Annotated in this window: 15 protein-coding genes and 5 pseudogenes; 6 read left to right on the top strand and 14 right to left on the bottom strand. The window is 59.1% G+C overall.

The window, feature by feature from the left end; genetic code table 11:
- Nucleotides 1-151: 151 nt before the first annotated feature.
- Nucleotides 152-517: pseudogene (locus M3N55_RS15705) on the bottom strand (D-Ala-D-Ala carboxypeptidase family metallohydrolase); the annotation flags it as partial.
- Nucleotides 518-527: 10 nt separating this feature from the next.
- Here M3N55_RS15705 and M3N55_RS16910 point away from each other — a divergent pair.
- Together M3N55_RS16910 and M3N55_RS15700 are read left to right on the top strand one after the other, a co-directional pair.
- A complete protein-coding gene (locus tag M3N55_RS16910) occupies nucleotides 528-1,463 on the top strand; it encodes a hypothetical protein (RefSeq protein WP_487392691.1) in 936 nt (311 codons plus the stop codon).
- A 46-nt stretch (nucleotides 1,464-1,509) separates the two neighbouring features.
- Complete coding sequence (locus M3N55_RS15700; protein WP_249060810.1) at nucleotides 1,510-2,487, top strand: UDP-glucuronic acid decarboxylase family protein; 978 nt, start codon at nucleotides 1,510-1,512, stop codon at nucleotides 2,485-2,487.
- A 13-nt stretch (nucleotides 2,488-2,500) separates the two neighbouring features.
- On the opposite strand, the gene M3N55_RS15695 is transcribed toward M3N55_RS15700, so the two are convergent.
- From M3N55_RS15695 to M3N55_RS15675, 5 genes are all read right to left on the bottom strand, one after another.
- On the bottom strand, nucleotides 2,501-3,364 hold the full coding sequence (locus M3N55_RS15695) for a sulfotransferase family protein (protein WP_249060809.1): 864 nt from the start codon (nucleotides 3,362-3,364) through the stop codon (nucleotides 2,501-2,503).
- Between the two features lie 16 nt (nucleotides 3,365-3,380).
- On the bottom strand, nucleotides 3,381-4,523 hold the full coding sequence (locus M3N55_RS15690; RefSeq protein WP_249060808.1) for a polysaccharide biosynthesis/export family protein: 1,143 nt from the start codon (nucleotides 4,521-4,523) through the stop codon (nucleotides 3,381-3,383).
- 47 nt (nucleotides 4,524-4,570) lie between these two features.
- Entirely contained in the window at nucleotides 4,571-5,806 is a 1,236-nt protein-coding gene (locus M3N55_RS15685) for a KpsE/RkpR family capsule polysaccharide export protein (protein ID WP_249060806.1), read from the bottom strand.
- A gap of 89 nt (nucleotides 5,807-5,895) precedes the next feature.
- Entirely contained in the window at nucleotides 5,896-6,570 is a 675-nt protein-coding gene (locus M3N55_RS15680; RefSeq protein WP_249060804.1) for an ABC transporter ATP-binding protein, read from the bottom strand.
- Complete coding sequence (locus M3N55_RS15675; RefSeq protein ID WP_249060803.1) at nucleotides 6,543-7,307, bottom strand: ABC transporter permease; 765 nt, start codon at nucleotides 7,305-7,307, stop codon at nucleotides 6,543-6,545. Before M3N55_RS15675 ends, M3N55_RS15680 begins: the two co-directional genes overlap by 28 nt.
- Before the next feature lie 289 nt (nucleotides 7,308-7,596).
- Between M3N55_RS15675 and M3N55_RS15670 the strand changes: the two genes are divergently transcribed.
- Complete coding sequence (locus M3N55_RS15670) at nucleotides 7,597-8,637, top strand: glycosyl transferase family 90 (protein WP_249060801.1); 1,041 nt, start codon at nucleotides 7,597-7,599, stop codon at nucleotides 8,635-8,637.
- Here M3N55_RS15670 and M3N55_RS15665 read toward each other — a convergent pair.
- Nucleotides 8,634-9,401 (bottom strand): SDR family NAD(P)-dependent oxidoreductase, encoded by a 768-nt coding sequence (locus M3N55_RS15665; protein WP_249060799.1) that lies wholly within the window; start codon nucleotides 9,399-9,401, stop codon nucleotides 8,634-8,636. The genes M3N55_RS15670 and M3N55_RS15665 overlap by 4 nt on opposite strands.
- On the bottom strand, nucleotides 9,398-10,732 hold the full coding sequence (locus M3N55_RS15660; RefSeq protein WP_249060798.1) for a capsule polysaccharide biogenesis protein: 1,335 nt from the start codon (nucleotides 10,730-10,732) through the stop codon (nucleotides 9,398-9,400). Before M3N55_RS15660 ends, M3N55_RS15665 begins: the two co-directional genes overlap by 4 nt.
- A gap of 26 nt (nucleotides 10,733-10,758) precedes the next feature.
- Between M3N55_RS15660 and M3N55_RS15655 the strand changes: the two genes are divergently transcribed.
- Nucleotides 10,759-11,613 carry a class I SAM-dependent methyltransferase gene (locus tag M3N55_RS15655; protein ID WP_249060796.1) on the top strand — a complete coding sequence of 285 codons (855 nt, stop codon included), beginning with the start codon at nucleotides 10,759-10,761 and terminating at the stop codon, nucleotides 11,611-11,613.
- Here the strand turns inward: M3N55_RS15655 and M3N55_RS15650 are convergent.
- The 5 genes and pseudogenes from M3N55_RS15650 to M3N55_RS15630 all read right to left on the bottom strand — a co-directional run.
- Entirely contained in the window at nucleotides 11,595-13,376 is a 1,782-nt protein-coding gene (locus M3N55_RS15650) for a glycosyltransferase (RefSeq protein WP_249060794.1), read from the bottom strand. The genes M3N55_RS15655 and M3N55_RS15650 overlap by 19 nt on opposite strands.
- A gap of 15 nt (nucleotides 13,377-13,391) precedes the next feature.
- Nucleotides 13,392-14,561, bottom strand: coding sequence for a UDP-galactopyranose/dTDP-fucopyranose mutase family protein (locus tag M3N55_RS15645; protein WP_346429282.1), 1,170 nt, complete (start codon nucleotides 14,559-14,561; stop codon nucleotides 13,392-13,394).
- A gap of 78 nt (nucleotides 14,562-14,639) precedes the next feature.
- Nucleotides 14,640-15,995: an aminotransferase class I/II-fold pyridoxal phosphate-dependent enzyme gene (locus tag M3N55_RS15640; RefSeq protein ID WP_249060791.1), complete on the bottom strand. Its 1,356-nt coding sequence runs from the start codon at nucleotides 15,993-15,995 to the stop codon at nucleotides 14,640-14,642.
- Nucleotides 15,992-23,302: a type I polyketide synthase gene (locus tag M3N55_RS15635; RefSeq protein WP_249060790.1), complete on the bottom strand. Its 7,311-nt coding sequence runs from the start codon at nucleotides 23,300-23,302 to the stop codon at nucleotides 15,992-15,994. Before M3N55_RS15635 ends, M3N55_RS15640 begins: the two co-directional genes overlap by 4 nt.
- Nucleotides 23,303-23,796: 494 nt before the next feature.
- A pseudogene (locus M3N55_RS15630) lies at nucleotides 23,797-24,066 on the bottom strand (IS1634 family transposase); the annotation flags it as partial.
- Between the two features lie 333 nt (nucleotides 24,067-24,399).
- Here M3N55_RS15630 and M3N55_RS15625 point away from each other — a divergent pair.
- Together M3N55_RS15625 and M3N55_RS15620 are read left to right on the top strand one after the other, a co-directional pair.
- A pseudogene (locus tag M3N55_RS15625) lies at nucleotides 24,400-24,696 on the top strand (site-specific integrase); the annotation flags it as partial.
- Between the two features lie 163 nt (nucleotides 24,697-24,859).
- A pseudogene (locus tag M3N55_RS15620) lies at nucleotides 24,860-25,548 on the top strand (IS91 family transposase); the annotation flags it as partial.
- A 599-nt stretch (nucleotides 25,549-26,147) separates the two neighbouring features.
- Here M3N55_RS15620 and M3N55_RS15615 read toward each other — a convergent pair.
- Nucleotides 26,148-26,295, bottom strand: a pseudogene (locus M3N55_RS15615) (S-(hydroxymethyl)glutathione dehydrogenase); the annotation flags it as partial.

The following is a 26,295-nucleotide window of genomic DNA, read 5'->3' as shown; positions in this document are numbered from 1 at the left end:
CAACGCCCACTTCCGAATAATCCTCAAAAATCCCATGTCTATCACTCCTGACGCCCCCGACTGCTTTGCGCAGGGGCAAGGTTGCACATGGGTCAATTCTCAATGACAATTTCTGCTGTTGCCGGGTCAGTTCTCAGTGACAATCAACAGTGCCAAAGCCCAGAAACCCGACAGCGCGAGCGGCCTCAGCGAATATCACCGTGTCATGGTTTGACATGGCGATATCAAATGCCGTGCCGTCCATATGCTTCGAGCGCAGTGCGCCACTGACATTGCGGTTGTGCTCGGGGTTGCGATAGGCGGAGCGGACGATCAGCGGCTTGCCCAGCCGGTCGCGCAGGGCTTGCAGCTTGTCCAGCGCTTGCGCGTGCAGCTTCAGCTGGCCTGTGCCGCGGCAGGCGATCTCAGCGGGCGAGAAGTTCTTCCAGCGCCAGAGGTGCTCGGGCACATCGCGGAAATGGCGGAAGTATAGCGGCAGCGCTGCAGCCACCGAATTGGCGCGTCTGTACTGGAGCATACTGCTCTACGTGAACTTTTTCCAGCCTTCGTTCAAATTGCACGAAAAGATCCGCGACGGGGCCAGTGTTACAAAGCGGTATCACCCGCCACTAACGCCCTTTCAACGTGTTCAGGAGCATCCTGCCATCACGCAGGCCGTGAAAGACAATCTCGCGGTGCAATTTGCGCAACTTGATTCGGTTGTCTTGCTACATAACATCCGACAGTCTCAGGAACGTCTGAAAGCGCTGGCCGATACGGCACCGCCCACAGAAAAACAGCGAGATCCCAAGTCGGATATTGACGCATACTTCGAGGGGTTACGGCATGCCTCGAAGGAGGGCGATGTTCGCCCCACATCACACAAAAAACCTGCAGCGCCTCGAGGACGACGCCGTCCTGATCCGCTTGCAGACGTCACCCACGACCTAAAGGCATGCTTTGAGGAAGATCCGTCGAAAACGGGGCGAGAGCTTCTGTCCAGATTGCAGGCCACCTATCCCGCTGAACACTACCCGGACGCACTACTTCGTACTGTACAGCGCCGCCTGAAAATATGGCGCAGCGAGATTGCTCATGCGCAGGTGTTCACAAACGACGCAGATGAAAGCGCAATCGTGCCCTCTGTAGTTGCCAAGAGATGTGAAAGCTTCTGGGACGAAAGGTCATCAGGAACAGCCTGCATTGGAAGACCTTCGGCTACAGTCTGCTTGATTGCAAGTTCTGGTTCTTTGCTGCGCTCAATAGCCCGTGTCCCCGGGGGGGGAGCGCGCTCTGACTCTTGCGGTCAGCGCGTTCCCTGGGGGCCGCTCTGCTGCGCGAGACGTCAAGGTGGGTTTTGCTTGACAGATAGAACATTCTGGGGGACAATCATGATGAGGCAACTGGTTGATTATTCAAGAATATTTATCGGTGAGGCAATGCGGCGTGTCATCCTGATTGGCGCGCCATTTCGGTCAGGCTAGTCGCGCAACAGCCATTGGGCAGATCACGATGCATGATGGAAAGGAAATGCCGTTGGCACGCTTGTATGACAGTCGCAAACGGATACTCGTGACCGGCGGTGCCGGGTTTATCGGATCACATCTTGTGGACCGTTTGCTGGGGCAGGGCCACGAGGTTCTGTGTCTGGACAACCTGTTTACCGGCACCAAGCGAAACATAGATCATCTGCATACCAACCCGCGTTTCGAGTTCATGCGCCATGACGTGACGTTTCCGCTCTATGTAGAGGTCGACGAGATATACAATCTCGCTTGCCCGGCATCCCCGGTGCATTATCAGTATGATCCGGTCCAGACCGCCAAGACATCGGTGCATGGGGCCATCAATATGCTGGGGCTGGCGAAGCGGCTGAAATGCCCTATTTTTCAAGCGTCCACCAGCGAGGTGTATGGCGATCCGGCGGTTCACCCGCAGACAGAGGATTACTGGGGCAATGTGAACCCGATCGGCCCGCGATCCTGCTATGACGAAGGCAAGCGCTGCGCCGAGACATTGTTCTTCGACTATCACCGACAGCACGGGCTACGGATAAAGGTCGCGCGCATTTTCAACACTTACGGGCCGCGCATGCACCATGCCGACGGCCGCGTTGTATCCAATTTCATCGTGCAGGCGCTTCGGGATGACCCGATCACCATTTACGGCGACGGCAGCCAGACGCGGTCGTTCTGCTATGTAGACGATCTGGTGGATGGGTTGGTTCGCATGATGGACAGCACGCCAGAGCAGACAGGCCCCACCAATCTGGGCAATCCGGGGGAGTTCACCATCCTTCAATTGGCACAGATGGTGTTGGACATGACGGGTTCGCGTTCAGAAATCGTCTTCAAACCCTTGCCGCAGGATGATCCTAAGCAACGCCGCCCCGATATCGGCAAGGCAAGAGCTGAACTGGATTGGGAACCGCGCGTTGATCTGCAAGACGGCCTGCGCAAGACCATTTCCTATTTCGAGAAAATCCTGCCAGAGGTCAATTTGGCGTAGCACCGTCTGAGCGCTATTGATACCGCGCAGACCACGTGGCCACTTGTTGCGGAAAGCGCGGTTCAAGCTCCAGGTAGACGCGCCGAAGCCGGCGATAAAGAGTTTTCTGAACCTCGGGGCTTGGGCGAAAGTCGCTGCCCTTGTTGACGGGCTTGCTTAGCGTTTCCCGAGGAATGTCATGCGGCGGAACGCCAAGGAAGGCGCATATCTCTGCCAGCAAGGCGTTGGGCCGCGTTTTGATATCGTCGAACAGGGCCACGTGAATGCGTTCCTTGCCAAAGACGGATTCAAACTTTTCAAGGTGCCATGCGGTGTTGGACAGGCGTTCCTGAATGGGGTTCTTGGCATGCCGCAGGATTGCGGCATCTGACATGGTGTCGCCCTCTCTGAGGCACACCATCTTGGCCCCGGCGATGATCCTGTCGGTCGGATCGCGCAGCATGTAGATAATACGCGCATCGGGCGACAGCGCCTTCATCGCCTTTATCCGGTCCCGCGACAAAAGGCAGTATTGCGGTGTCAACTCTCCCACCACGCGCCCTGTAAGCTGGCCGAAAATCCGCAGATACGCATCCTCGCCACCATACAAAAGCCGCATCTCGGTGGCGACTCTTTCCAGAAACTGGGGCCGTTTCGGGGCGTTTCGCGTGTCTTCCAAAAAGGTCTTCAGCGCCCGGAAGTGGGCAAGGTCCAGACTTGGCAGCCCGTTGAAATACCGCAATTCCTTGGTTTGCGGCACACCGATTTCAGGATGCTGCAACATGGAGTGCCACAACCAGGTGGTGCCGGCTTTTTCACTGCCGATGCAAAAGAAGTCCGGCCGCCGCGGTGTGCCAAAAAGGTCCACCGGGTTCGGGGAGGCCCCAAACGGTATCATCGGCCTGCTCCTTGGGTCATTCCGACAATCGCCGCGTGTCGGACAGGGTGTTCACTGTCAATCCGAACATACCCAGCGCTTTGCGCAGTTCCACGGCACCTGCGTTGGCTGCATAGATCACGTCACCGTTGCGGATGTGGATTGCCGTCGCATTGAACAGAGAGCTTGGCTGCGACATATCCACCCGGTAGACCGTTGGCACCCCATGTGAGGCCCGTGACCACCAGGGCTTTGCCGCGATTCCCATGGTTTGCAAGGTTTCGGATGATTCGCGGCGCAGCAGGAACACCGAACTTGGATCGGCGCGACCATCGTCCAGACCGCTGGATTTGCCAATGGCCTCCAGCAGAGTGATCTCGGCCTCGTTGAATGGAATGTCGGCTGGCCGGGCGACAGACCCCATGATCGTGTAACTCGCCTGACGCCGTGTGAATGTGATGAGATCGCCGGCCCGCAGGGCAATGTTCTGTTCCGGCTCGTTCAGGATACGGTCCAGCCCGGCTGTTGAACTCTTGCCTTGGCGTGTTACGGTCACGAAGGTTTCATACGAAGGGTGGCGCGCACCGCCGACCGCGACCATCGCTTCGGACAAGCGGTAGCCACGCGGGCTGAGAGGCACGCGGGCAGGTCGGGCGACCTCACCCATGACGGTGACGGTATTGTTGGCATCTTCGGACAAGGTGACCACCGCCTGAGGTTCGATGGCCTTGCCCTGTAATGCGGTTACGATCTGTGCTTCGATGTCCGAAACAGAACGGCCGCGCGCCATGATCTCGCCCGTATAGGGCAGGGTGATCAGCCCATCCGGTTCAACCACGACATTGGGAATCAGGACCGCGCCATCGCCATTGCGCGCTTGAAAAAGACCGCCGTCACCAGCTTCGAAAATGCGGACGGTGATGACGTCGCCAATGCCAAGTTGCGTGCGATTGGCAAGCCGTGGGGCAGTCCGAAAGACGCTTGAAAAACCGGGGGTGCGATTGCCACGCAGTTGCTGTGCGACGTTTTCTGTCACGTCGATCAATTCGTAGCTGTCGGTGCTGGCCTGTGCGACAATTTCATCGGCAGACGGACCCTGTGTAGGCAGACCACAGCTAGCCAAAAGGCCCAGTCCCGCCAACGCCATGGCAAAGGGCCGTCGCGCCACTGTTCTGGTCATGTTCAAGGCGACTCTCCCCCAGAGCAAACCACGCTCCATCGGACAGGCTAGGAGCTGTGTTCACGCACAATATAGACGAGCATCACGCCGATAGCCCAGAACATAAGTGCAAATCCCGCGAAGATTAAAATGCTCTGCGTGCGTTGGGGGTAAAGCGCGCTTTCGGGCAAGGACGGACGCACGAAAGCCGCAAGGTAGCGTTGCTGGCGGTCGGCTTCCAGCCGCGCCGCCTCGCGGGCTGCCAGTGCCGTCAGATAGGCTTGTTGCAGGAACTCCATATCGACGGCAAGATCTTCGTAAATTGCGACACGGTCCGTAAGCGTGCCGCCCGCAACGGCAGAGCCGGGCGTGTCGCTCTGCGTCTGGCCGGTGCCCAGACGGCTGCGCTGTTCTGCAAGTTCGGTTTCCATGGCCTCTATCTGGGATTGGAGGATTCGCACGCTGGGTGCCGCGTCGCTCAGGAATTCGGTCAAGGACGACAAACGCGTCCGCGCGCCTGCCAATTCGCGCTCCAACCCACCCAAAAGACCAATCTGTTCCAGCGCAGAGGCAGCCGGGTCGATGTCTTGTTCGGCTTGACGGAACGCCGCCAGCTGGCGCCGATGCTCTGCCAGAAGTGTCTCTATCCGGGCGACCTCGCGTTCGGCACTGCGCATCGTGTCTTGGCGCGCGCGATCGGAAATCTCGTTTACCAGGTCATCGCTGATGTCGAGGATCGCAGCGGACACGGCCTCTGCATCCTCTGGGGTGAAGGCCTGAACTTCCAGCGTAAGGATCTGGGACGATGTGTCGAAATAGATCGAAATCACCTTCGACATGTATTCGACAAGATCTTCCTTGGTCGCGTCGGCATCCAGTCGCATAAGCCAGTCACCCTCTGGCTTCGAATAGATGGTCCGAATGTCCATCTGCGCCTCTAGCCGGTCGATCAGGTCACGGCTCTCGATGAAATCGACCACCATGTAGCTGTCGGTCGTGGTCGAGGTGGCCGAGGACATGCCGGTCACCAACCCCATGATATCCATGGACCCTGTGGCAGACGGCGAGCGAATGGCAAACTTGGTTTCCACGGCGTAGCGGTCCGCGGCCACCAGCGCGAAATAGTAGACAGCCAGTACGACCGGCAGGGCGACACATATCATGAAGCTGAAAATGCTGATGATTCGGCGACGGCGTTGCGCCTTGCGCGACCGGCGATGTACTTCATTGGCATTCAGAACATGCACTTTCGCCTGTTCCGTTTTGTTGTCAGAGGGTTTTTTAGATGTGTTGTCCTGAGCCATCGTAGCCTACCGCGTATCCCGCAGCTCCTGCGTTGGGGCGATCATCAACCCGGCAACCTGCCAACCCTAAGAGACATTTGACGAAATGTCTACTTGTTCAACGTGTTGTAGTGATCGATCGCGGCTTCCAGTTCGTTGTAGTAGGTCAATTTGCCATCATGCACGACCAGCCCGCAGTCGCAGTAGTCCCGCAACGCGGCCATCGCATGCGAGACCATGATAATTCGGCTTTGCGGCAGACGCTGGCTGAACGCTTCTTTCGATTTGCGCTGGAAGCGGGCATCCCCCACGGCCATCACTTCGTCAATCAGGAACACGTCGAAATTGACAGCCATGCTGACCCCGAAGGCAAGACGCGCGCCCATCCCCGAAGAATAGGTCTTGAACGGTTCATAGAAAAACTGTCCGAGTTCTGCGAACTCCTCGACCTTGTCGATCATTTCTTCGGTGTTCTGGCCATAGATCCGTGCCACGAAACGCACGTTTTCAATGCCCGACAATTCGTGGTGAAAACTGCCCCGAAAGCCGATGGGCCATGAGATGGATTTGTTGCGCCGAATTGTGCCGGTATCGTGCTGCTCGATCCCGGCCATCATGCGAAGCAAGGTCGATTTCCCGGCGCCATTGCGGCCCAATATGGCCGTGTTTCGCCACGGCAACGAGATCGTGACGCCGTTGAGAACGACCTTGCGTCCCCCTCGCAGACCATAGGTCTTCGAGACATCCGTCAGGTCGATCATACTTGTCGAAAGCGTGTCAGCCATTCACCGACCAATCCAATGAAATTGAGCACGACCACCCAGATCGTCAGGTAAAACAGGTCAATATCGGCATCCGGGTATTCCGGATAGTAGCCTGCGCGAAACTCTTCGATACCGTGGATCAGCGGATTCCAGGCGACGATCTCTCGGTAGAGGGTGGGCAGGTCCGCCAAGGAAAAGAACACTCCCGACACGAAGAAGGCGGGGCCCATGATAACCATATAGACATTCGAGATCGTTGGCATGAAGCGGCGCACAACGGCCAAGCTGACGCCTGCGCCAAATGCCATTGCCAGCAGCAACCCGAAAGCAAGCAACATTCGGGGAATGTCGTTGGGCGGGAATGCATCCAGTGCCAGGACTTGGAAACACAAGACCAATGTCATGACCAGAAAGTTGGTCGCACCATCCAGCACAAGGCGCGCGATGGAGGTGTCGATGGGTTTGACCATCGGGTAGTTGAACAACGGTCGGTTCTGGTCGAACGCCATGCTGATATAGGTCGAGGTGTTGCGAAACATCGAAAACGCCAACACCCCGGTCGCAAAGAACAGCGGAAAATTCCGTCCGCTTCCAACGCCAGTTCCGACTTGGGTAAACAGAAATGTCAGGATCGAGATCAAGAGTACGGGTTCGATGATCGCCCATGTGTAACCGATGCGCGCGCGTCCGTGGCGGACACGCGCTTCGCGCAGAACGAGCGCGAAGATAACGCGGAAACTTGTCTTGAGGCGTGTCATCGGAGCCTTTCACATCGAGAGAATGCCACCCGATTGCGCCGACAGAGTCAACGATGCAAAGCTGTTTCGAAAGCTGCGAGCCGCTGCCGCCGCGACAAGGCGGCAGATATCACAGTCGCATGGCAAAAAGGCAACTGCGATGCCCCGGACACACCCCCCGTTCACAGCAATAAAACACAATGGACATAACCGATTGGCGCATTATCCCTGTTGTGTCGGCTCTGAACGCAATACACTTGGATCAGCCGGTGCCCTTGATGCAAACGATCAACGAAAGAACATCCGATTGATGAAATTTCTGCGCAAAGCCGTGACTGCAAAGCAGATTGCGACGCCGGCACCGTCCTCCCCCAAGAAAACGGGCCCTTTCGCGCAGGTGGAAGCAGACCTTTTGCAGCGTCTCAATAAATCGGTTCCTTTCTCGGGACGCATTCGTTGGACGCAAGACTCGCCTTCGGCTTCGCCGTTCGATGTGGTGCTGAACTGGGATGCGGGCGATCTGGTGGTTGCGGCATCTGCCCTGCCGGTCACCAACCCGATGATGAAAATTGTCACCGAACGGACCCCCGCTGTGCTTGGCTACATGGTGCAGGCCGGCACGACCGCGTCCGAGGCGTCATTCCATGTTCAGGATGGACAACTGCCATCCATGGCGCGTTTTTCGTTCTCCAGCTGCATCCCGGGCATGGCGCTGATACCGGATTCCTATTTCTTCAGAGATCGCGGCTATGAAAAGCTGCGCCACTGGCTGCAGTCCAACACTGTGCCCTGGTCTGACAGAGAGGCCAGATTTGTGTGGCGCGGGCGCCTGACCGGGGCGGGCCTGTTTTCGTGCGACCCGGCCCAGCGCAACAACCCGTTGGTGCGGCAACGATTGCGTTTGGCGATGCATGCGCAGGGCACGCGGTTGGATTGCAAATTCGTCAGCACGATCACCGATATCGAAGCAAAACTGCTGTCTCAGGTCGGGATGATGGCAGATTTCATGCCGTCGCATTCCTGGGCCGGGTGGAAATTTGCCATCGACGTAGACGGTTTTTCAAACACTTGGGACAATCTGTTTCACCGCCTCTTGATGGGCTGCTGTGTTTTGAAGGTCGAGAGCCAGATGGGCTTTCGGCAGTGGTATTATGACGAACTGAAGCCTTGGACGCATTTTGTCCCGGTCGCGGCCGACCTCTCGGACTTGCAGGAAAAGCTGGACTGGTGCTTGACGAATGATGCGCAATGTCAAGCAATCGCGGCGGCAGGACAGCAGGTCGTTCAAGCCCAGACCTGGGAGCGCGCCTTGTCCGATGCGGGCGAAAAGATCCGGCAGGTCGCGGCCTAATCGTCCTTTACGACAAAGCGGAGTGGTCGGTTTATGCGGGCCTGAAGCCGCCAAGGCAAAACCGACAGCAGCCATTGCCCCAATCGAAGATGACGCGGAAACGCGATCTCGGCGCGTTTCTTGGCGATGGTGGCCCAGATGCAAGCGGCTGCGGCATCCGCCGTCATCAACCCCGGCAGTGCCCCGACATGTCGCGCGGTCTGTGGTGTCGCTATGTGGCCGGGGTGCACGACTGAAACGGCAACACCGCTCTCCGCCAGATCCTCTCGCAACGCACGGGCGAATGCCGTCACGCCAGCCTTGCTGGCGGAATAGCTGGGCGCATCTGCCAACGGGCCGAAGGCGGCCAATGAACTGATGAACACGATGTGCCCCCGTCCTGCTATCGACATGCGTTCGGCGGCCTTCAACGCGGGCAGGGTGGCCCCCAGAAGGTTGGTTGCGATCACGTTGGCAGAGATTGCGGGTGTTTCGCGCCTGCCATCCTCGGATCGCCCCGCAAACAGACCGGCATTCAGGATCAAAAGGTCCAACGGACCGTCATGCCAGAGAGCGTCGCACCAATGCGAGACAGCCGCCTTGTCGGAAACGTCAACCGAGGCGACCTCGACGGTCGCGCCGGTTTCGCGCAGCTCTTGTGCCAAGCTCAGAAGCGGTCCGATGTCGCGGGCGCAGAGGAACAGACTGCGCCCCCTTTGCGCCGCTTGCCGTGCCAGTGCCGCGCCCAGCCCCGAAGAGGCCCCGGTGATCGCAATGCGATTCAAGCTGACGGCTCCGGGGTGCCGTGCCAGTCCACCTTGATGCCAAGCCGCCTTGCATGTTCCAGACGCGGCGGGATGTCAGCAGACAAGCCCGGAAAAACGAATTCCGCCCCCTCCAGCCGCCTTATGGCGTTGGCGACGAAAGCCGCACGCCCGGACGCACCATAAACCGCGCCACGAACATGAATGCCATGGGCCAAGGCGCGCACGAATGCCGAGAGCAAGTGTGCATCGGGTGAGCGCGCGTCCGTCCAGAAGGTTGCAAGCGGCCCCTGATGGGTCAGGCCGTCAATGTCATACACCGCAACACCCAAGGCAATGGTCGGAACATGCGCCCGCAAGGCCCGCAACCCCATGGTGGAGTTGATGACCACGCATCCCGTTGCCCGCGCGAACAGCGCCGTCAGGTCGCCCCCGTCCAGCACATGCACACGCTCTGCCACGCCGGCGCTTCTGGCCATGGCGGGGATGCGGCGCTCCCATCGCTCCAGCCCGTTATCCATTGGGTGCAATTTGAACACAAGCTGCGCATCGGGTGCTGCATGCTGTGCAAAAGAGGCCAGCACTTTCTGGATGAACCCGGTCTGAAACCCCGGCGGCGCGTTGTCACGAAGTTGGTAGTCGTTTTGCATTTGCAAAGGCGCCAGAAAGACAGGCCCTTCCATATTCATCAGCGCGGCAACACATTGCTCGGCTTTCGTCGCGTTCAGGCTGCGGCGCACAAGCCGCGGCACATAGCTGAGAAACTCTGTCAATTCCGGGTAGTAGCGATTGGGCTGATAGCGCGGGGTAAGCCACCCAAGCAGGGCGTTGGACAGGTGAAATGCCGTTTCGCAAATCGCTTCCGGCAGTGCTGGAATGCCATGTTGCGGGCGCTCGTCAATCGCAGGCAGCGTCAGGTTGCGGTAGGTTTCTGGATCGTTTGACAGGTGCGAATATGTGGACTGGCCACCAGACTCCAGAATGATCCAGTCGGGCCGCAGATAGCCGTATTCCATCGAGATGCAACGCAGCCCGGCCGCATGCGCCACCCGCTGCGCGGCCTTGTGATAAGGGAAACGGTCTGCAAAATAGATGATGTCGGTGGCTTCTTGGCGTTGCACCAAGTCTTCCAGCCAGCCTTCCCATTCCGCGATCGTGCCGCGGAAAAAACGTGTGTCCGAACCGTGCCAAAACAGCCAGTCGCCGACGCATAGGTTGACCTTGACCACCCGATGGCCCCGTGCGGCCAATGCCCGCCCCAGATCGCGGAACACACCAGAGGTCGGCCCTTGCAGAAAGACGAAACTGCGCAGGGTTTGGGTCGCAAGATGATCTGGTTCCATGCTAGACATGCGCACCCTTATACAGAGTCTCTGTGATGCCAGATCTGCTCCGAGCACGCAAAAGCCCGCTTAAAACCCTGTTTGGCTTTGGCTTTCATCTGTTTGACCTTATCGCCTACGAGGTATTGTACCGCTTTTCACCGGCGCGCAAACACTGGTTTTTCAACGGGGGATATCTGCCGCTGGATGCAGACTATATCCCGCACCCGGATTTCGCGGGCGAGGACCATTGCGCCATGATGTATCATCAGGCAGCGCATACCCAAATCCGCGAATTCGGGTTGCAGCCCTTGGACATACTGGATGTGGGGTGCGGGCAAGGCGGCGGACTTGTCTATGTGTCGCGGCTGTTCCCGAATGCCGCCCTGAGCGGAACCGAACGCAGCCTGTCTGCCGTTGCTTTGGCCCGACGGCGCATCAGGCCCCATACCCGTGCCCAGATATTTCAAAGCAAATCCAACCGTTTGGCCTTTGCCAATACCAGCTTTGATCTGGTGCTGAGTGTGGGTGCGCCGACCTATTTCGGCTTGACCCGGTTCGTCACCGAAGCCGCCCGCGTTCTGCGCCCCGGCGGTGTTATCAGCATAAGTGGGGGCTATCGCCAAGGCGATCACGCACAGATAGAAGACGAATTGCGCAATGCCGCCCAAGCGAACGGGCTGGTATGCACAAGCTATCGCGATATCACCCCGCATACATTTGCCTCTCTCAAGGCGGATATTCCGCGCCGGGAAGTGCAATTGGCGAAGGTGCCCTGGCCATTCAGCCTGTATGCGGTGAAATGGGCCGACATGCCAGGAAGCGCGGAGTATGACGAATACGAAACCGGAAAGCGCGCCGATTTCGCAGCCGTCTTTCACAAACCCGCACTTCAGGATCTAGGCGTCTGAAACATCGTGCGCCATGCGTTTTCGGTTCGGCGGGCATCCATTTCTGAGGTGCGGCGGGTGGCAACACCCCGTGCCTTGAAAGCGTAGCGTATGCAGAGCGCAAAGGTTCGCGCCGTCAACACCCAGAGTTGCAAAAGGTTGCTGGAATAGACCCCGAACTTCGTTTGCTCTGGGTCGAGCGCTGCGTAATAATCGTGCAGCCCGACCGCATTGGCCTGAGGTTGTGCAGGGAACCAGCGCCGCTTTCGAAACGGCAGCAGCCGCACAAGGTGCAGCCCGATAAACTGTGTCACGCACATGTAGACCATTGCTGGAATCGCGGGGTTCAGTGGGCGCAATCGTCCTTCGCGGACTGTGTCAGGCACCTCATCGCGCGACACAACCGGGATTTCTGGCAGGCGCTTGAGAAAGGCCAAAAGCTCTGCATGCTTGGCATCAAGGGTTACGCCCATGGCCAGATCAATGGGCGCCATGCTGTCTGCAATGGCCTTTAGCGCAACCCGTGCCGCGCGGTAGCGGTGTTGCAAGATAATCGCCATCACGAAGCCCAACAAATACAGCCCATCCGGCGTTGTCACCCCATCTGGATGCAAAGAAGAGATGATAAGCCTGTTCCGAAGGTCATAGTACAACAGCCAGTCACTGGTCTTATAGGCAAAGCCTTCATGCCAGACCGCACAGCCCGGCAGGGGCACCGTATCGACACCGGCATCTTTCATGCGGCACCCATATTCCAGATCGTCGCCACGGATGAAAATGGGGGGCGGCAGCCCAATGCGGCGGATGGTCCGGGTCGGAATAACGCAGAACCACCATGCATTGTAGTCGATCTGCGGGGTATCATGGAACAGCCGCAGCGTATGGGGGTGTGCCATATCCTGCCCGTGCCCCACGTTTTCGACAAACCACAGCGGGTGCAGCCGTCCGCCAGCCTCATACAGGCGCGTCGGACGTTCCAGTTCCAGCATCTGGCCGCCAAGGGCCACTTCGGCGGTGCAGTAGGACAAGAACGCGACGACCCGTTCCAGAACACGCGGGTCCAGCACGATATCGTCATCCATCAGCAGATGATGGGTTGTTGGAATGACGGCGTTGATGCTTTCGACCATGGTGCGGGTAAAGCCCCCGCAGCCGCCAAGATTGGCTTGCTCGCACAAGGTCACGTCCAGCCCGTCGATCAGCTCCAAAAGATCGGGGTCGGTAAAGCTCTTGCCTTGGTTGACGACGTAGATCTGTTTGATCTCGGGTGTTTTGGCGATTTGTCCGACCAGAGCGGCGACCGTTTCGGCAAGGAAAGATTCGCGGTTGAAGGTGCATAGACCGACGCTCAGATTGACAGGGACACAAGGCGCAGTGTCGGTAATCCAATCAAGCCCTTGCAACACGACCTGACCCAATGCCACCACGCGCAGATTGAGTCTGCCGGTTTCTTCTGGCAAGGAGTCGAGCATGATCTCAACTTGGGTGGAACACAGTTGGTCCGCCAAACAAACCGAACTGTCATCCCGCAAGCGCGCCCAAATCTGCACACGCGCCTGTCCGGACAGATCAAACCGTGCGCCAAACCGGGTCACAGCAGTATATTTTTGCCAGATATCGGGGAAAAGCGCGTTGAAATAGGCATCCAGAACCATGGTGTCCCCGGGTTCAAGGCGCCAGGGTGCATCGCCCTCGAAGCCGCTACAGTGAATATCCGACCAAATATAAAGCGCTTCGGGCCGGGCAAAGGCAGGCGCAATAATGCTCTGGATGGGGTAAGTCATAAAACCGGCCTCGGATCAGATATCATGAACGAATGGTTTGGGGGGCTGGTTGCGATCAAAGGATGTTTTGAGCATGTCGGCCACGTCCATCGCGCGCCGGATGGACACGTCCATGTCCAGATAGGCATAGCTGCCCAGACGACCGGCAAAGGTGACTTTGGGGGTATTCTGAGCAAGGCTGACATATTGGGTCAGCAAGGCTTTGTCGTCGATCAGGCGCACCGGATAATAGGGGATGTCATCCGGGCCGGCAGCAGCACTGTATTCGGTGTAAAGCACCGATTTTTCAAAGCTCTGCACTTCCCAAGGCGCGAAATACATATGCTCTGTAATGCGTGTATAGGGCACATCTTCGTCGCAATAGTTCAGAACGGCAGTGCCCTGATGGGGCGCGGGCCTTACATCACGCTCGAAGCGCAAGGTCCGGTAGGACAAACGGCCCAGCCGATGCTGAAAATAGCGGTCCAGAGGGCCGGTGTAGACAGTATGATCGAAGCTCGCGGTGTCGGTATCCTCTGCTGACACATTCGTGCGCAGCTCTATTCCCGGATGCCGCAGAATAGAGTCGACGGCGGCGGTATACCCTTCCTTGGGAATGCCTTGGTAGGGATGCGCGAAATAGTTGTCGTCATAGGTAAAGCGCAACGGCAGACGTTTCAGGATCGCCGCGGGCAGGCGCGTCGGGTCCACCCCCCACTGCTTGCGCGTGTAGCCGCGAAAGAACCCTTCATAAATGTCACGTCCGACAAATTTGAGCGCCTGTTCCTCGAAGGATTGGGGGTCGGTGATCGTGCTTTCAGCAAGGTCCGTAATCCGCGCCTGGGCCTCTGCGGGGGACAGATTTGTGCCAAGGAACTGGTTGATCGTGTGCAGGTTGATCGGCATGGAATAAACCTGACCGCGGACAACGGCGCGCACCTGATGGCGGTAAGGCATCATGGTGCAATGGTCATTGATGAAGCGCCAGACGCCGTCATCCCCGGTGTGAAAAATATGCGGCCCGTAGACATGAACCATCACGCCCGTTTCTGGATCACGTTCCGTGTGGCAGTTTCCGGCCACGTGGTTGCGCTCGTCAATGACCAGAACGCGATGTCCGGCTTCGGCAAGTTGGCGGGCAACGACAGCGCCGGTGAACCCTGCGCCGACAATCAAAATGTGTTTGGGATCAGTCATCTGTAGTATGTTCTTTCGGAAGGGTAGCGTGGCTGACGCAGCCGGTTTTTCCTGTGCCTGTTCGGCGCAGTGAAGCCGTAATCCGTGTCATTGAGCCGTTTTTTCGGTTATCGTTGCAATCAGATGCGCGATTGGGCTGGAACCCAGTTCTTGCAAAAGGCGCGCGGTATCGCTGAGGGCAGTGTCAATCTGCGCCTTGCTGTGTTCGCTGGTCACGAAAAACCGCACCCGCGCCGCATTCAACGGAACCCCCGGAAACACCGCTGGTAGCGCGTTTACCCCATGCTCCAGCAATTTGTTGCTGAGCGCGATCGCGATCGCAGGGTCCCGCACGATCACCGGAATGATCGAGGACCCGATACTGTCGCCGGTATCAAGCCCAAGCGCCTTGGCACGCGCCAGAAAGTAGGCCCCGTTTTCGTGCAGTCGTTTCACGCGCTCGGGTTCTTCGGCAAGGATCTTCAGCGAGCAGGCGGCGGCGGCCGCGAGGGGCGGCGCAACCGCAACGGAGTAGACAGAGCCGGGCGCTTCATATTTCATGATGTCGATCAGCGTCTTGCTGCCCGCTATGTAGCCGCCTGTTGATCCTAGCGACTTGCTGAGCGTGCCCATCCATACATCCACATCACGGCCCGCGACGCCATAGACCTCGCGCACGCCCTTGCCGGTCGCGCCAATGCACCCCAGCCCGTGGGCTTCGTCCACCATCAACCAGAACCCGAACTTGCGCTTCAACTCCAAAAGGCGGCCAAGGTCCGGAATGTCCCCATCCATTGAATAGTGCCCTTCGACCACGACAAGTGTGGCCCGATACCGGTTCGCGTTTTCATGCAGCATGCGTTCCAGGGCATCCATGTCATTATGCGGGAAGCTGCGCCGCGAGGCTGCGGATAGCTCTGCCCCGACAGCGGCGCTGTTATGGATATAGGCGTCGTAAAGGATCAGATCATGCTTGCCTGTCAGCGTCGCGATCGCAGATACGTTGGTGGCATGACCTGACACAAAACACAGCGCGTCTTCGACATCATAATGCTTTGCCAAGCGGGCCTCGAGCGTGCGGTGGATCGGGCGCTCGCCGGCGGTAAAGCGGCTGCCAGACGCAGAGACGCCATATTGCTCGATAGCGGCTTTGGCCGCGGCACCGGGTCTGGGGTCAAGGTTCAGCCCGACATAATCGTAGGACCCGAAATTGAGCACCTCTTTGCCGTTCATCACACTGATCGGTCCCGGCCGGCTTTCCTGTTGGCGAAAGGCCGGAACGTCCAGCCCCTGCATCCGGGCGATGCCGCGCAGGATCTGGCGCTCCTTGTAGCCGTCCAACTGCTCAAAGGCGGGGCTTCGCTTGATGGATGTGACAGCAGGAGGGGCCTCGGATATGGACCGCGCTGCCTTGATGGCCAGCGCACGCGCTTCGGCGCTCAGGGCGGATTTGCGGGTCCTCATTCAGCAGCCTCTGATGTGTCGGGGCGCTTGGCATGCACTTGCCCAAGTGATTTCAACATGGCGCTCTGTGTGTCGCTTCCAGTGTCTACGGCATCCTGTGGACCGGCCTGAATATGTGTCACGAATGACCGCGCCAGCCCCGCTATGGTCAGGTTGTCCCCGAGCGAGACCATCGGCAGATCATCGCCCAGCGACTGTTGCACCGCAAGGCCCAGTTCTACCCCCATCAAGCTGTCCATTCCATATTCCGCCAGCGGGCGCGTTGGTGACAGATCGCTTTCGGACACCCGCAAGATCTTTGCAATTTCTTCCTTCAGGAACGCGATGGCCTTTTTCATGGCCTTGGCCTGTGGCAGCGCCTCCAGATCGGCGCGCAAGGTCCCGTAATCCTGACGCGACCCAGAGGCCAGCCCCAATCTGCGCAAGACCTCTTGGGTTGGTGTTTGCAAGATCTTCAGCGCAGTTGCCGTTTGCGCCCAGTTCATGGGCGTGACGGTCACGCAAGGCCCGAGATCCGGGCGCGCAAGCAGTCGTGACAGGCCGTTCAATGCGGATGCGATGGGGAACTTCACCCGTCCCGATATGCTGTCAAGCATGCCTGCAAGTGCGGTGTCGCGTGTAACGTAGCCCGCGTCAGAGACGGCCCCCAAAGCGATCGCCAATCCGGGCTGGCCGCGCGCCACGCGCGCCTCGATCAATGCTTCCTGGTAGGCATTGGCGGCGACATAGGCGCCCTGGCCATAATTGCCGATCAGCGTTGCAAGCGACGTGAAGGCGACAAAGGCATCCAGTTGATCGCCTTGGGTCTGCGCGTCCAGAATGGCAAGTCCGTCTGTCTTCACCGACAAGCTGCGGGTCAACGTATCTGCATCGACATCTTTCAGCAGGCGGTCTTCCAGCACCATGGCGGAATGGTAAACCGCTTTGATGGGCGCATATAGGCGAAGGTTCGTGAAGTGATCTGAAATGGCGCTGGCGTCGCAAATATCGCAGGCCAGAACACGCACCTCGGCCCCGGCGCGGCGCATCTTGTCGATCGTTGCCGCCCCCTCTGGCGACGGGGCGCCGCTGCGCGACAACAGGGCAAACCGGGTCGCGCCCTGAACGCTCAGCGTTTCTGCCAAGGCCAGACCAATTCCGCCCAGTCCCCCGGCAATGACATGCCAGCCATCGGGATCGGGGATATAGGCCTCCGTGCGTCCAGGTGTTGTGGGGCGCTGATCGGCCTTTGGTGTTTGGGGAGGGGTCACGACGATCTTGCCGATATGGCCGGAACGCTGCATCAACCGAAACGCATCCACAACCGCATCGCCGTCAAGGCGTGTGTGGGGCAGGGGCGGGTAGTCTTCATTGGCGACGCAAGCCATCACGTCTGCCAAGGTGGATTTGGCAAGGTCAGGACGGTCGGCCAGCAGGCTGTCTATGTCGATCCCGAAATAGGAAATATTGTTCTTCAGGGAACGCATACCAACGGCAGTATTGGCGTAGTAATCCTGTTTGCCCAGTTCCAGGAACCGACCGTAAGGGCGCAGCAGTCCAAGGCTTGTTTCCATCGCCGAGCCTGCCAGCGAGTTGAGCACGACATCAACCCCGCGCCCCTCGGTGATCTCTTTGACCTGCTGGGCAAATGCCATGCTGCGCGACGACAGGACATGTTCCACGCCCAATGCGCGCAGCAAGGATTGTTTGACCGGGCTGCCAGCGGTCGCGATAATCTTGGCGCCGATCCTCTGCGCAACTGCGATCGCCGCCAATCCAACGCCGCCTGCGCCACCATGGATCAGGACGGTTTCGTCCTTTCGCAGTCGGCCCAGAGTGTCTAAGGCATAATGCGCCGTGAAATAGGCCACAGGCAAGGTCGCGGCCTCTGCCGGAGTGACCGTGTCGGGCAGTTTTGTCACCCAATGCGCGGCGGCGGTGATGTGAGACGAAAAACACGCCGTCCCGAAAGCGAGCACCATATCGCCGGGTTGCAGGTCCGTGACCAGTGGCCCGACCCGCACAATGCGGCCTGCGCATTCCAACCCCAGCGTTGGGCCTGCGAACCCGGTTTCCAGCGCCTCTTCGGGCAACAGGCCCATGGCCCACATGACGTCGCGATAGTTCAGACCCGTTGCCAGCACCTGAATCTCGACCTCTCCCTCGGCGGGCGGGGTGCGGTGCACCGTGCTCCAACCAAGGCTGTCGAGGCGGTTGTTGGCAGGTTGTGTCAGCCGCCGGCCAGTTGCATGCGCTGGCGGCGCGGCGCGCGTGTCGGGCATGCCCTGCCGCACGCGCAGGCCAAGCGCGATCCCGTTGTCCAGAACGACTTCGGTTTCTGACGCGGCGTCTGTTTCCAACTGTTCCAAGGCCAGCATGGCATTGCGCGGCCCGCTGTCGCCGGGGTCCAGAATACGCAAGGGAAGATGAGTGTATTCGTTCTGCACCGTGCGCAGCATGGCCCAAAGCGCATGTTGTGCCGGGTCGGGCGGTTTTCCCCCATGATAGCGGGCCCCGCCGCGCACAATAACCGTAACGGCGCGCTCGGCCTGCGCGCAGCGTGCCAAGTCGTCGCGCAACGCAAGGATCCGATCGCGCAGCGCGTGTTCACTGCTGCGGTCCGCAAGTATCAGAACCGGCCGTTCTGTATCCTCTGGCCAAAGTGCGGTGTGAGGCGTTTCGGTCTTGCTGTGCGGCCCATGGACATGGGTCCACAGGGCTTCCCAGGTGTCGCAACCTTCTGGCAAAGGTGCGTGCGATGTCTTGTCCTGGAATGGGTCGGTTGGGCGTTGGCAGATCACAAGCGCACCGCCGCCGACCGCTTCGGGCAGGTCATGTTCCAGCACGATGGTCAGGCCCAATGCCTCTACATACTGTCGCAGCATTGACATGCCAGCAACGGGCGGTTGCGGAGTTTGTTGCATCGCGTTGATCGCCAGACCAAGGGTGTCTGGCTTTGGGCATTGCACCACCAGCCAGCCGCCGGGTTGCAGGTCCGCCTCGATGCGCTCTAAGGCGCTGGTCCCGTGGATTATATCCGCCGCTGTAACCGCCAGCACATCAAGCGCCACACGCGAGGAATGCTCGATGGTGCGCAATGCTGTTGTCTGGCCCGACAGGCTTTCATTCTCGCGCAACAGCAAAAGCGGCTCGACGGCCCGACCAAACTGCACAGCGCCGAGCGGTGACACGAGTTCCGGGCCAAGAATGCCGATGCGCGCGCAGAGGTGCGGTGGCGCAAGATTGGCGACATGCTGGCACAGCATGGCAAGCGCATGGTCCAGATGCGGTGCCCGGGCGCTCAGGCTGCGCACCGCGTCGCGTCCGAACAAATCCTCTGCAAAAGGGCCTTCGGTGAAATCGGACGCGATAAAGTCGGATACTGCCGCAGACAGGTGCATCAACACGCTTAGCTTGCCAATCAGGTCTGGCCGCTCTTCCAACAACGCCTGCGCAATGTCGATTGCATCAGGTATTTCACAGGTCTCGCAAATCTGCCAATCGCCTGTTTCTGGCATGGGTGTTGCAAGTGACAGCGACGACAGCATCGAAAGCAAACTGGTTTCAACGGTCGCATCCGGGCGCCTTGGTGAATAGATGCTGTCGGCCTTGCACGCGGCACGGAACGCCGCCCAGATAGCCTGATGGGTTGCCGCCGTAATCAGGGCCAAGGCGTCATCCGCGCGGTCACTCTCAGGGATCAGATCCGAAAGCAGGGCGTCTATCTGGCCCGCATCTATTGCCAAAGGCTTGTCCAGGGGCAAGCAGGGCTGCGCACCGACGTGAAAGGCGTGTTGGTCGAAATCCAGCGCCTGTTGAAGCGATACGGCCCGAAAGCGCAGCCCGTTCAGACGGACACAGGGCTTTCCTTTGGCATCGAACGCCGTGACATCCACCAAGACCGACTGAACGCCTATCTTGCGCAGCCGGACCCGCCCTGACGCGATCGGGACAGCGGGCTGCACCACCTGCAAGACCGCGGCGCGCACCGGCACAAGGGCTTGCAGCCTGCGTTCATACTCTGTGCCCTTGATCGCATGGACAATTGCGTGCAGGACGCAATCGAGTTGCACCGGGTCGAAGCTCAGGCCGCGTGCGCCCGGCGACAGCCCCGTTCCGGGTGCCAAGTGCACGTCCAGATAATCCCCATCCGCGCGTAAGGATGCCAGCCCCTGAAAGGCCGGACCATAGTTCAGGTTCACACGCGCGGCGCTTTCATAGGTGAACTGGCCTACATCTTGACTGTCTGATATTGGCGCGGGCCCACGTTCGCCAGAGTCCGCTTGGGGTGCACCGACCGTCACATAGCGTGCGCGCATATGTTCCCGGAACGGTTCATGACTCAGGCGCGCGCGACTTTCGATCCTGACCTGATGGGTGCTTGGATCAATGCGCGTGCGCACCTCGACGCCGCTTCCCGAGGACAGAACCATCGGCGCACTGATGTCAATGTCGTGTATCTCGACCGCCGCGCCGCCGCTGGCCATTGTTGCGGCGGCATGGGCCATTTCGGCAAAAGCGGTGGCCGGTAGCCAGACCGCATCGCCCACTTTGTGATCCGCAAGCGACGGAATGAGCGCATTGTCCAGGTCGCGACACCAGACGGTGCGATCGGTCGAAACGGGACTACCCAACAAGGTATGAAAACTGTCATCTATCCCCATACCTTGCGAAATCAGCGGTGTTGCGGTGACACGAAGGGTCTGGTTCCGCCATGGGTATCTTGGCAACGAGATGTCAGAGCGCGCAGTCGGAGTCGCAAAGAACGCTCCGGGCGCCAGTTGACACCCGGCAAGGACGGCTCGCGCGGCGGCACGGCCTATCGGGTTGGCGTCTTCTGGTTCGGATTTGGTCAGGCTATGCGTGACCGTCACGGATTTGCGCAGCGCGTCGGCCGTATCGTTCAGGTAGCTGGTCAGAACCGGCTGGGCGCCGATCTCCAGGAAACACCCGAAGCCGCGCGCAAGGGCGACTTCAGTTGCACGCTGGAACTGGACCGGTTGGCGCAAATTGTCCCACCAGTAGGCGGCATCCAGAACGCCCGCGTCCCATGCTGCGCCATGGGTGCCGGAGATAAAGGGCAAGCTGGGTGCCCCCAATGCAAGACCCTGCAACCCATCAAGTAGCGCTTGCCGGTTCTGATCGCAGAGCGCACTGTGATAGGGGTAGCTGATCTCCAGAATGACGCAAGCAATGCGGTGCTGCTTCTTGACCCAGCTTGTAAAGCCCCGAACAGCAGCATTCTCGCCGCTGAGCGTGACACTGTCGGGGCTGTTGATTGCCGCGATGGACAAGACCATGGGGCCATGATCTGCCAAAAAGGCATCGATCAGCTCTTGCGCGCTTTTTGCGCTGGCTTGCAGGGCGGCCATTGTGCCTGCGCCGAACAGGTTTCGAAACGTCTCTCCTCGCGCCAGCACCAAGCGGGTCGCATCGTGCAGGTTCATGGCACCGGCGATATGGGCAGCAGCCACTTCGCCGCCGCTGTGTCCCAAAATGCCCGAAGCCGTGACGCCGCGACCCTGCAAAGACCGCGTTTGGGCAACTTGATCGGCAAACATGATCGCTTGGGCGACATGGGCTTGCTTCAAGTCTGCGGCGAGCGTTGGGCTGTTGATCGTCTGTAGCAAGGACCAACCGGCCTCGGCCGATATGATATCCGCAATCTGCGTCAGTGTTTCGCGGTATATGGCATCATGGGACAGTGCCAATCGGCACATCCCGGCATATTGGCTTCCATTGCCGGAATAGACAAACAGGGTTTGTTTGTCGCGGCCAACGGCGTTTACCTCTACCACGCCAGAGTGTTTGCGCCCCGCGGCATAGGCTTGCAACCCGGCTTTTATGCCTTCGGCATCCTGCGCCAGAACGGCCAGCCGTTTCGCGTGCAGCCCGCGCCCGGCCCAGACCTGATCTGCAAGATCGCTGTCATGGTCCATATCTGCGTAGGTTTCCGCCAAGTCCCGCAAGGCCGGTTCGCAAAAGGCAGAGGTGACGAACAGGCGCTCGCCGATACGGCGCTGTGGCGCGGGTTGCGTCGGGCGGGGTGGCACGTCTTCCAGAATGCAATGCGCGTTCACGCCCCCAAACCCGAAAGAACTGACCCCCGCCCGCAAGGTGCCGCTACCGGGCAGGTCCAGAGGCTCGCGAACCACATGCAGGTTCAGTTCATCGAAGTCGATATGCGGGTTCAGTTCCGCCACATGAAGCGTCGCCGGAAGGCGGCGATCTTCCATTGCGATCAGGGCTTTCAGCACGCCCACAAGCCCCGAGACAGGCTCCAGATGACCGATGTTACTTTTGGCGGACCCAATCGGCAGCGGTGCGCTGCGGTGCTGCGCGACGGCCCGGCCCAAGGCATGTGCCTCGATCGGGTCGCCAACCATTGTCCCGGTGCCATGCGCCTCTACGAAGGTCAGGTCATCCGGTGAAAGACCAGCGCGCGCATACAGCCGGTCCAGAAGCGCATATTGCCCCGCTTCCGACGGCAGCGCCACATTCGATGTAAACCCATCTGCGTTGATATCGCTGTCGAGCAGGCGTGCAGTGGCCCGGTGTGGCACGTCCTGCGACCGCTTCAGAACGATCGCCACCGCCCCTTCAGAACGCACATAGCCATTTGCATTGTTGGAAAAGGCTTGGCACAACCCATCGGGCGACAACATGCGGGCTGCTGAAAAGCCGATGAAATATGCCGGGTTCAGCAGAATGTTCGCGCCGGCCACAACCGCCATATCGATATCGCCGTTGTCCAGCGCCTGTCTGGCTTGGTCCATTGCCACCATGGCAGACGAACAGGCCGTATCGACAACAAAACTGGGGCCGCGCAGATCGAACGCATGTGAAATGCGGTTTGCGATCAATGACAGGGTATTGCCGGTCATCATGTAAGCATCCGCCAAGGACGGGTCGCGCCCTACCAAGGTGCCGTGATCCATTGTCGAAGCGCCGACATAGACGCCAACGCGACTGCCCGCCAAAGCATGCGGGTCGATCCGGGCGTCCTCGAACGCTTCCCAGACGACTTGCAGCATGATCCTTTGCTGCGGGTCCATCTGCAACGCTTCGCGCGGCGACATGTTGAACACCGACAGATCAAAACCCCAGATGTCGCGCAACACCCCGGCCGCGAAAGTGTAAGACTTCCCCTGCGTGCCCGGCTTTGGGTGATAGTATAGCTGTTGGTTCCACCGATCGTCGGGGACCGTCGTGACCGAGCATCGGCCTGCATGCAGCAAGTCCCGGAACTCGTCCAGGTTGGCGGCCCCAGGCAACCGGCACGCTTTCCCAATGATGAAAGTGCGAAGGCTGGGGTCGATACTTGGCATTCAGACTCCGAAAACGATAGCGGGTCTCAAAAAGACCACGACCGCGACAATAGATGCAGTTAGACCCGACCGACGCTGGAAATAACAGCAAAAAAGCACTCCTCTTCGTCATCGACGCGTAGAGGTTGACGGTTTGATCGCCTTCCGATCATGTCGATGGGCCAACGCCTGATTGCCATGACAAACCAACGCTTCCCAAGCCATTGCCGAGCTTTGCCAATCTTATTGGGCGGATCAGTTCTTGTTTCGAACCGAGCGTCGCTCAATGCAGCGCGGTCGATCATGACCCGGCCCACGGCATCGCCAACGGGGGCATGAAACGGGCGAGTGTCATTGCGCTGCGCCCAACGCAAACCGACCATTGGATCGCTTGGCTGGATTGGGCCGAACACCGCCGCAAACGCGGGCTTTATCCCGCGCACCCAACTTTAACACTTCAGGGTGTTAAGTGATTGATTTTCTTGAAACGGGGTCTCAAGAAATGACACAACAGATCAGGCTGGTTGCTTTGGCAGCTCTATGTTCAGCGTCCTGAACAGGTCTAGCTGTTCGGGCTCGGGGCGGGTTATTCCGTGATATGCATTCGTACCCACATGGACAGTATGCTTCTGAATTCTGCTCAGCGGTTTCAGCAGCCGTGATGGCGACACAGGGCTTTGCGCAGCCTTCAGGCGCATTCGAAGAATGCGATACAGAACAAGGGCGAGAAAGCATACGAGGGCGTGGGCACGAATACGATCAGGTAGGCGGTGATAAACCGGTGCGGCATGATGTCAGCGCGGAAGGTGAAACTAAGGCAAGCCGTGGTGACACGCGCAGGTGCTGCGCTTGACGCGGCGCTGTTTGCGCCGTTGCAGATTATTGCCAATAGCGCACCATACTGGCTGAGCATAGTGGGCTGGAATGAAGGTGCATTTGCACGCAGCGAGCCCACATCGCAAAACATTGCGCAAGCGGCCCAAGGACGAAGCCGCTTCGCGGCTTTGGTGCTTGGGCTCGAAGCCGACCACGGATGCGACGCAGCATGTTGTGATATGCTGCCCTCGTCAACGTCGGGTTGTCGATGTGGGAGGGCGTGGTGGGTCGGAGGATCCATCATGGAAACACCAAACTTACCCGCCATACGCGCACTGCGGCCGGCCTGGAACAAAGGCCGGATCGTCGGCCAGAAAAGGCCGCTAAAGCCCAAACACGTCTGTGCAATAAGGGTGCGGCTGGAGCTGGCCGAAAACCATCGCGATCTGGCCCTCTTCAATCTTGCTATCGACAGCAAGCTTCGCGGCTGTGATCTGGTGAAGATGAAAGTTGTTGATGACATGGCATCAGGCCAAATCAAGGAGCGCGCGTCAGTTCTGCAAAGCAAAACGCAGAAACCCGTGCGCTTCGAAGTCGCCTTTTTATCCAATTCTGGTCCAGTGCAGTGCACTATCCTAGGAGATGTTGCGTTTCAGTTGTGAAGGTCGAGCTATGACTGAATCTGGTGTTTTGGGGATTTGAAAGCTGGCGGTGCATCTGGTTGGATTGTCGTTACGACACAACCCGCCAACCGAAGAGGACGTGGTCTTCAAATTGCCGGCCGAGATCGCGCAGATCGCCTATTGGAACAAGCGGGCTGTTGTTCAAGGCTTCGGCCGAAACGGTGATGACGATTGCAGCCGACCCCAAGCGCATGGGCGCGCGGGTAGACATGACCAGCGTGTTGCACACCTGGGGCTCGGCACTGACCCACCATCCGCACATCCACATGATCGTGCCCGGCGGCGGCCTGTCGCCCGACGGCACCAAGTGGGTCACCTGCCGCCCCGGGTTCTTCTTGCATGTGCGGGTGCTGTCGCGGCTGTTCCGGTGCCTGTTTCGGGAGGGGTTGATGGCCATGCACCGGTCCGGGGAACTGGCCTTCTTCGGCGATCTCGAACGGCTGGATGAGGCTGATGCCTTTGCCAGCTGGCTCGCCCCGTTCCGCAAATCCGAATGGGTGGTCTATGCCAAGCCGCCTTTCGGAGGACCCGAGGCCGTGCTGGCCTATCTGAGCCGATACACCCACCGCGTCGCCATCTCGAATGCGCGCCTTGCTCTGCGTCCAGCGCCCCGAACAGCTTGCCGCATCAGGACCCAACGCCGAGATCATCCCACTCACCCTGCGCGAACCGTGCCCCTGTTGCGGCGGCCCCATGCGCATCATCGAGGTCTTCCGTCGCGGGCAAATACCAATGTCGCGCGCACCACCACGGGAGCAGGCCGCATGACACACCGCCTGTCAGATGCCACAGACCACTACCGGCTGCCCACAGCAGACCCGGTCGCGACAGGCTGCGCCCAGGCTTCTCCGACGCGAAACGTGATAGCGATCACGCCAGATCGCTCAGTGTTTCTGGGATCATCAGGCGCGTTTGTCCCCGTCTTGGGTGCCATGCACCCCTTCGGCAGCACCCTTGAACCAGCCGTCGGCCCAACCGCATGCACACTTTCCCCATAGGCCAATCCAAAACCCCCGCGGCTTCCTCCTTCCGAGGTTTGTCAACGTGGGCCGCCAGCTCATGGCCGCCAACGTCGTGCTGCGGCCCACATCGAAAAACCTTCAGGGAAGCAGTCATTCGCTGCGCCCAAGACGAACGGCAGCGATTCCCAGATTGTGACCTTTGCAAGGTCGTTATGAATAAGCCATGTTACGCGGCATACTCGGCCGCATTTCCGTCTTCACTTTAGTGGGTATTCTCATTGCCGCTGTTCCGAAGCGGACGCCAACGCTTTTCGCAACACCTTCCTAAAAGCTACGTGTGAACGGTCTGTGAATACTACGCTCAGCAGGTTTAATAGGTCGGCGAAGGGCCCTACACGAAGGACGTCAAAATTCGACAACAGCCCTGATGGATTTGCCTTCGTGCATCAGCTCGAATCCCTCGTTGATCTGGTCCAATGTCAGCTTGTGGGTAATCATCGGGTCAATCTCGATCTTGCCCGACATGTACCAATCGACGAATTTTGGCACGTCA

Origin of the sequence: Roseinatronobacter domitianus (assembly GCF_023336755.1) — a bacterium.
Lineage (GTDB): Bacteria > Pseudomonadota > Alphaproteobacteria > Rhodobacterales > Rhodobacteraceae > Roseinatronobacter > Roseinatronobacter domitianus.
This window is presented reverse-complemented; position numbering and strand designations above follow the sequence as displayed.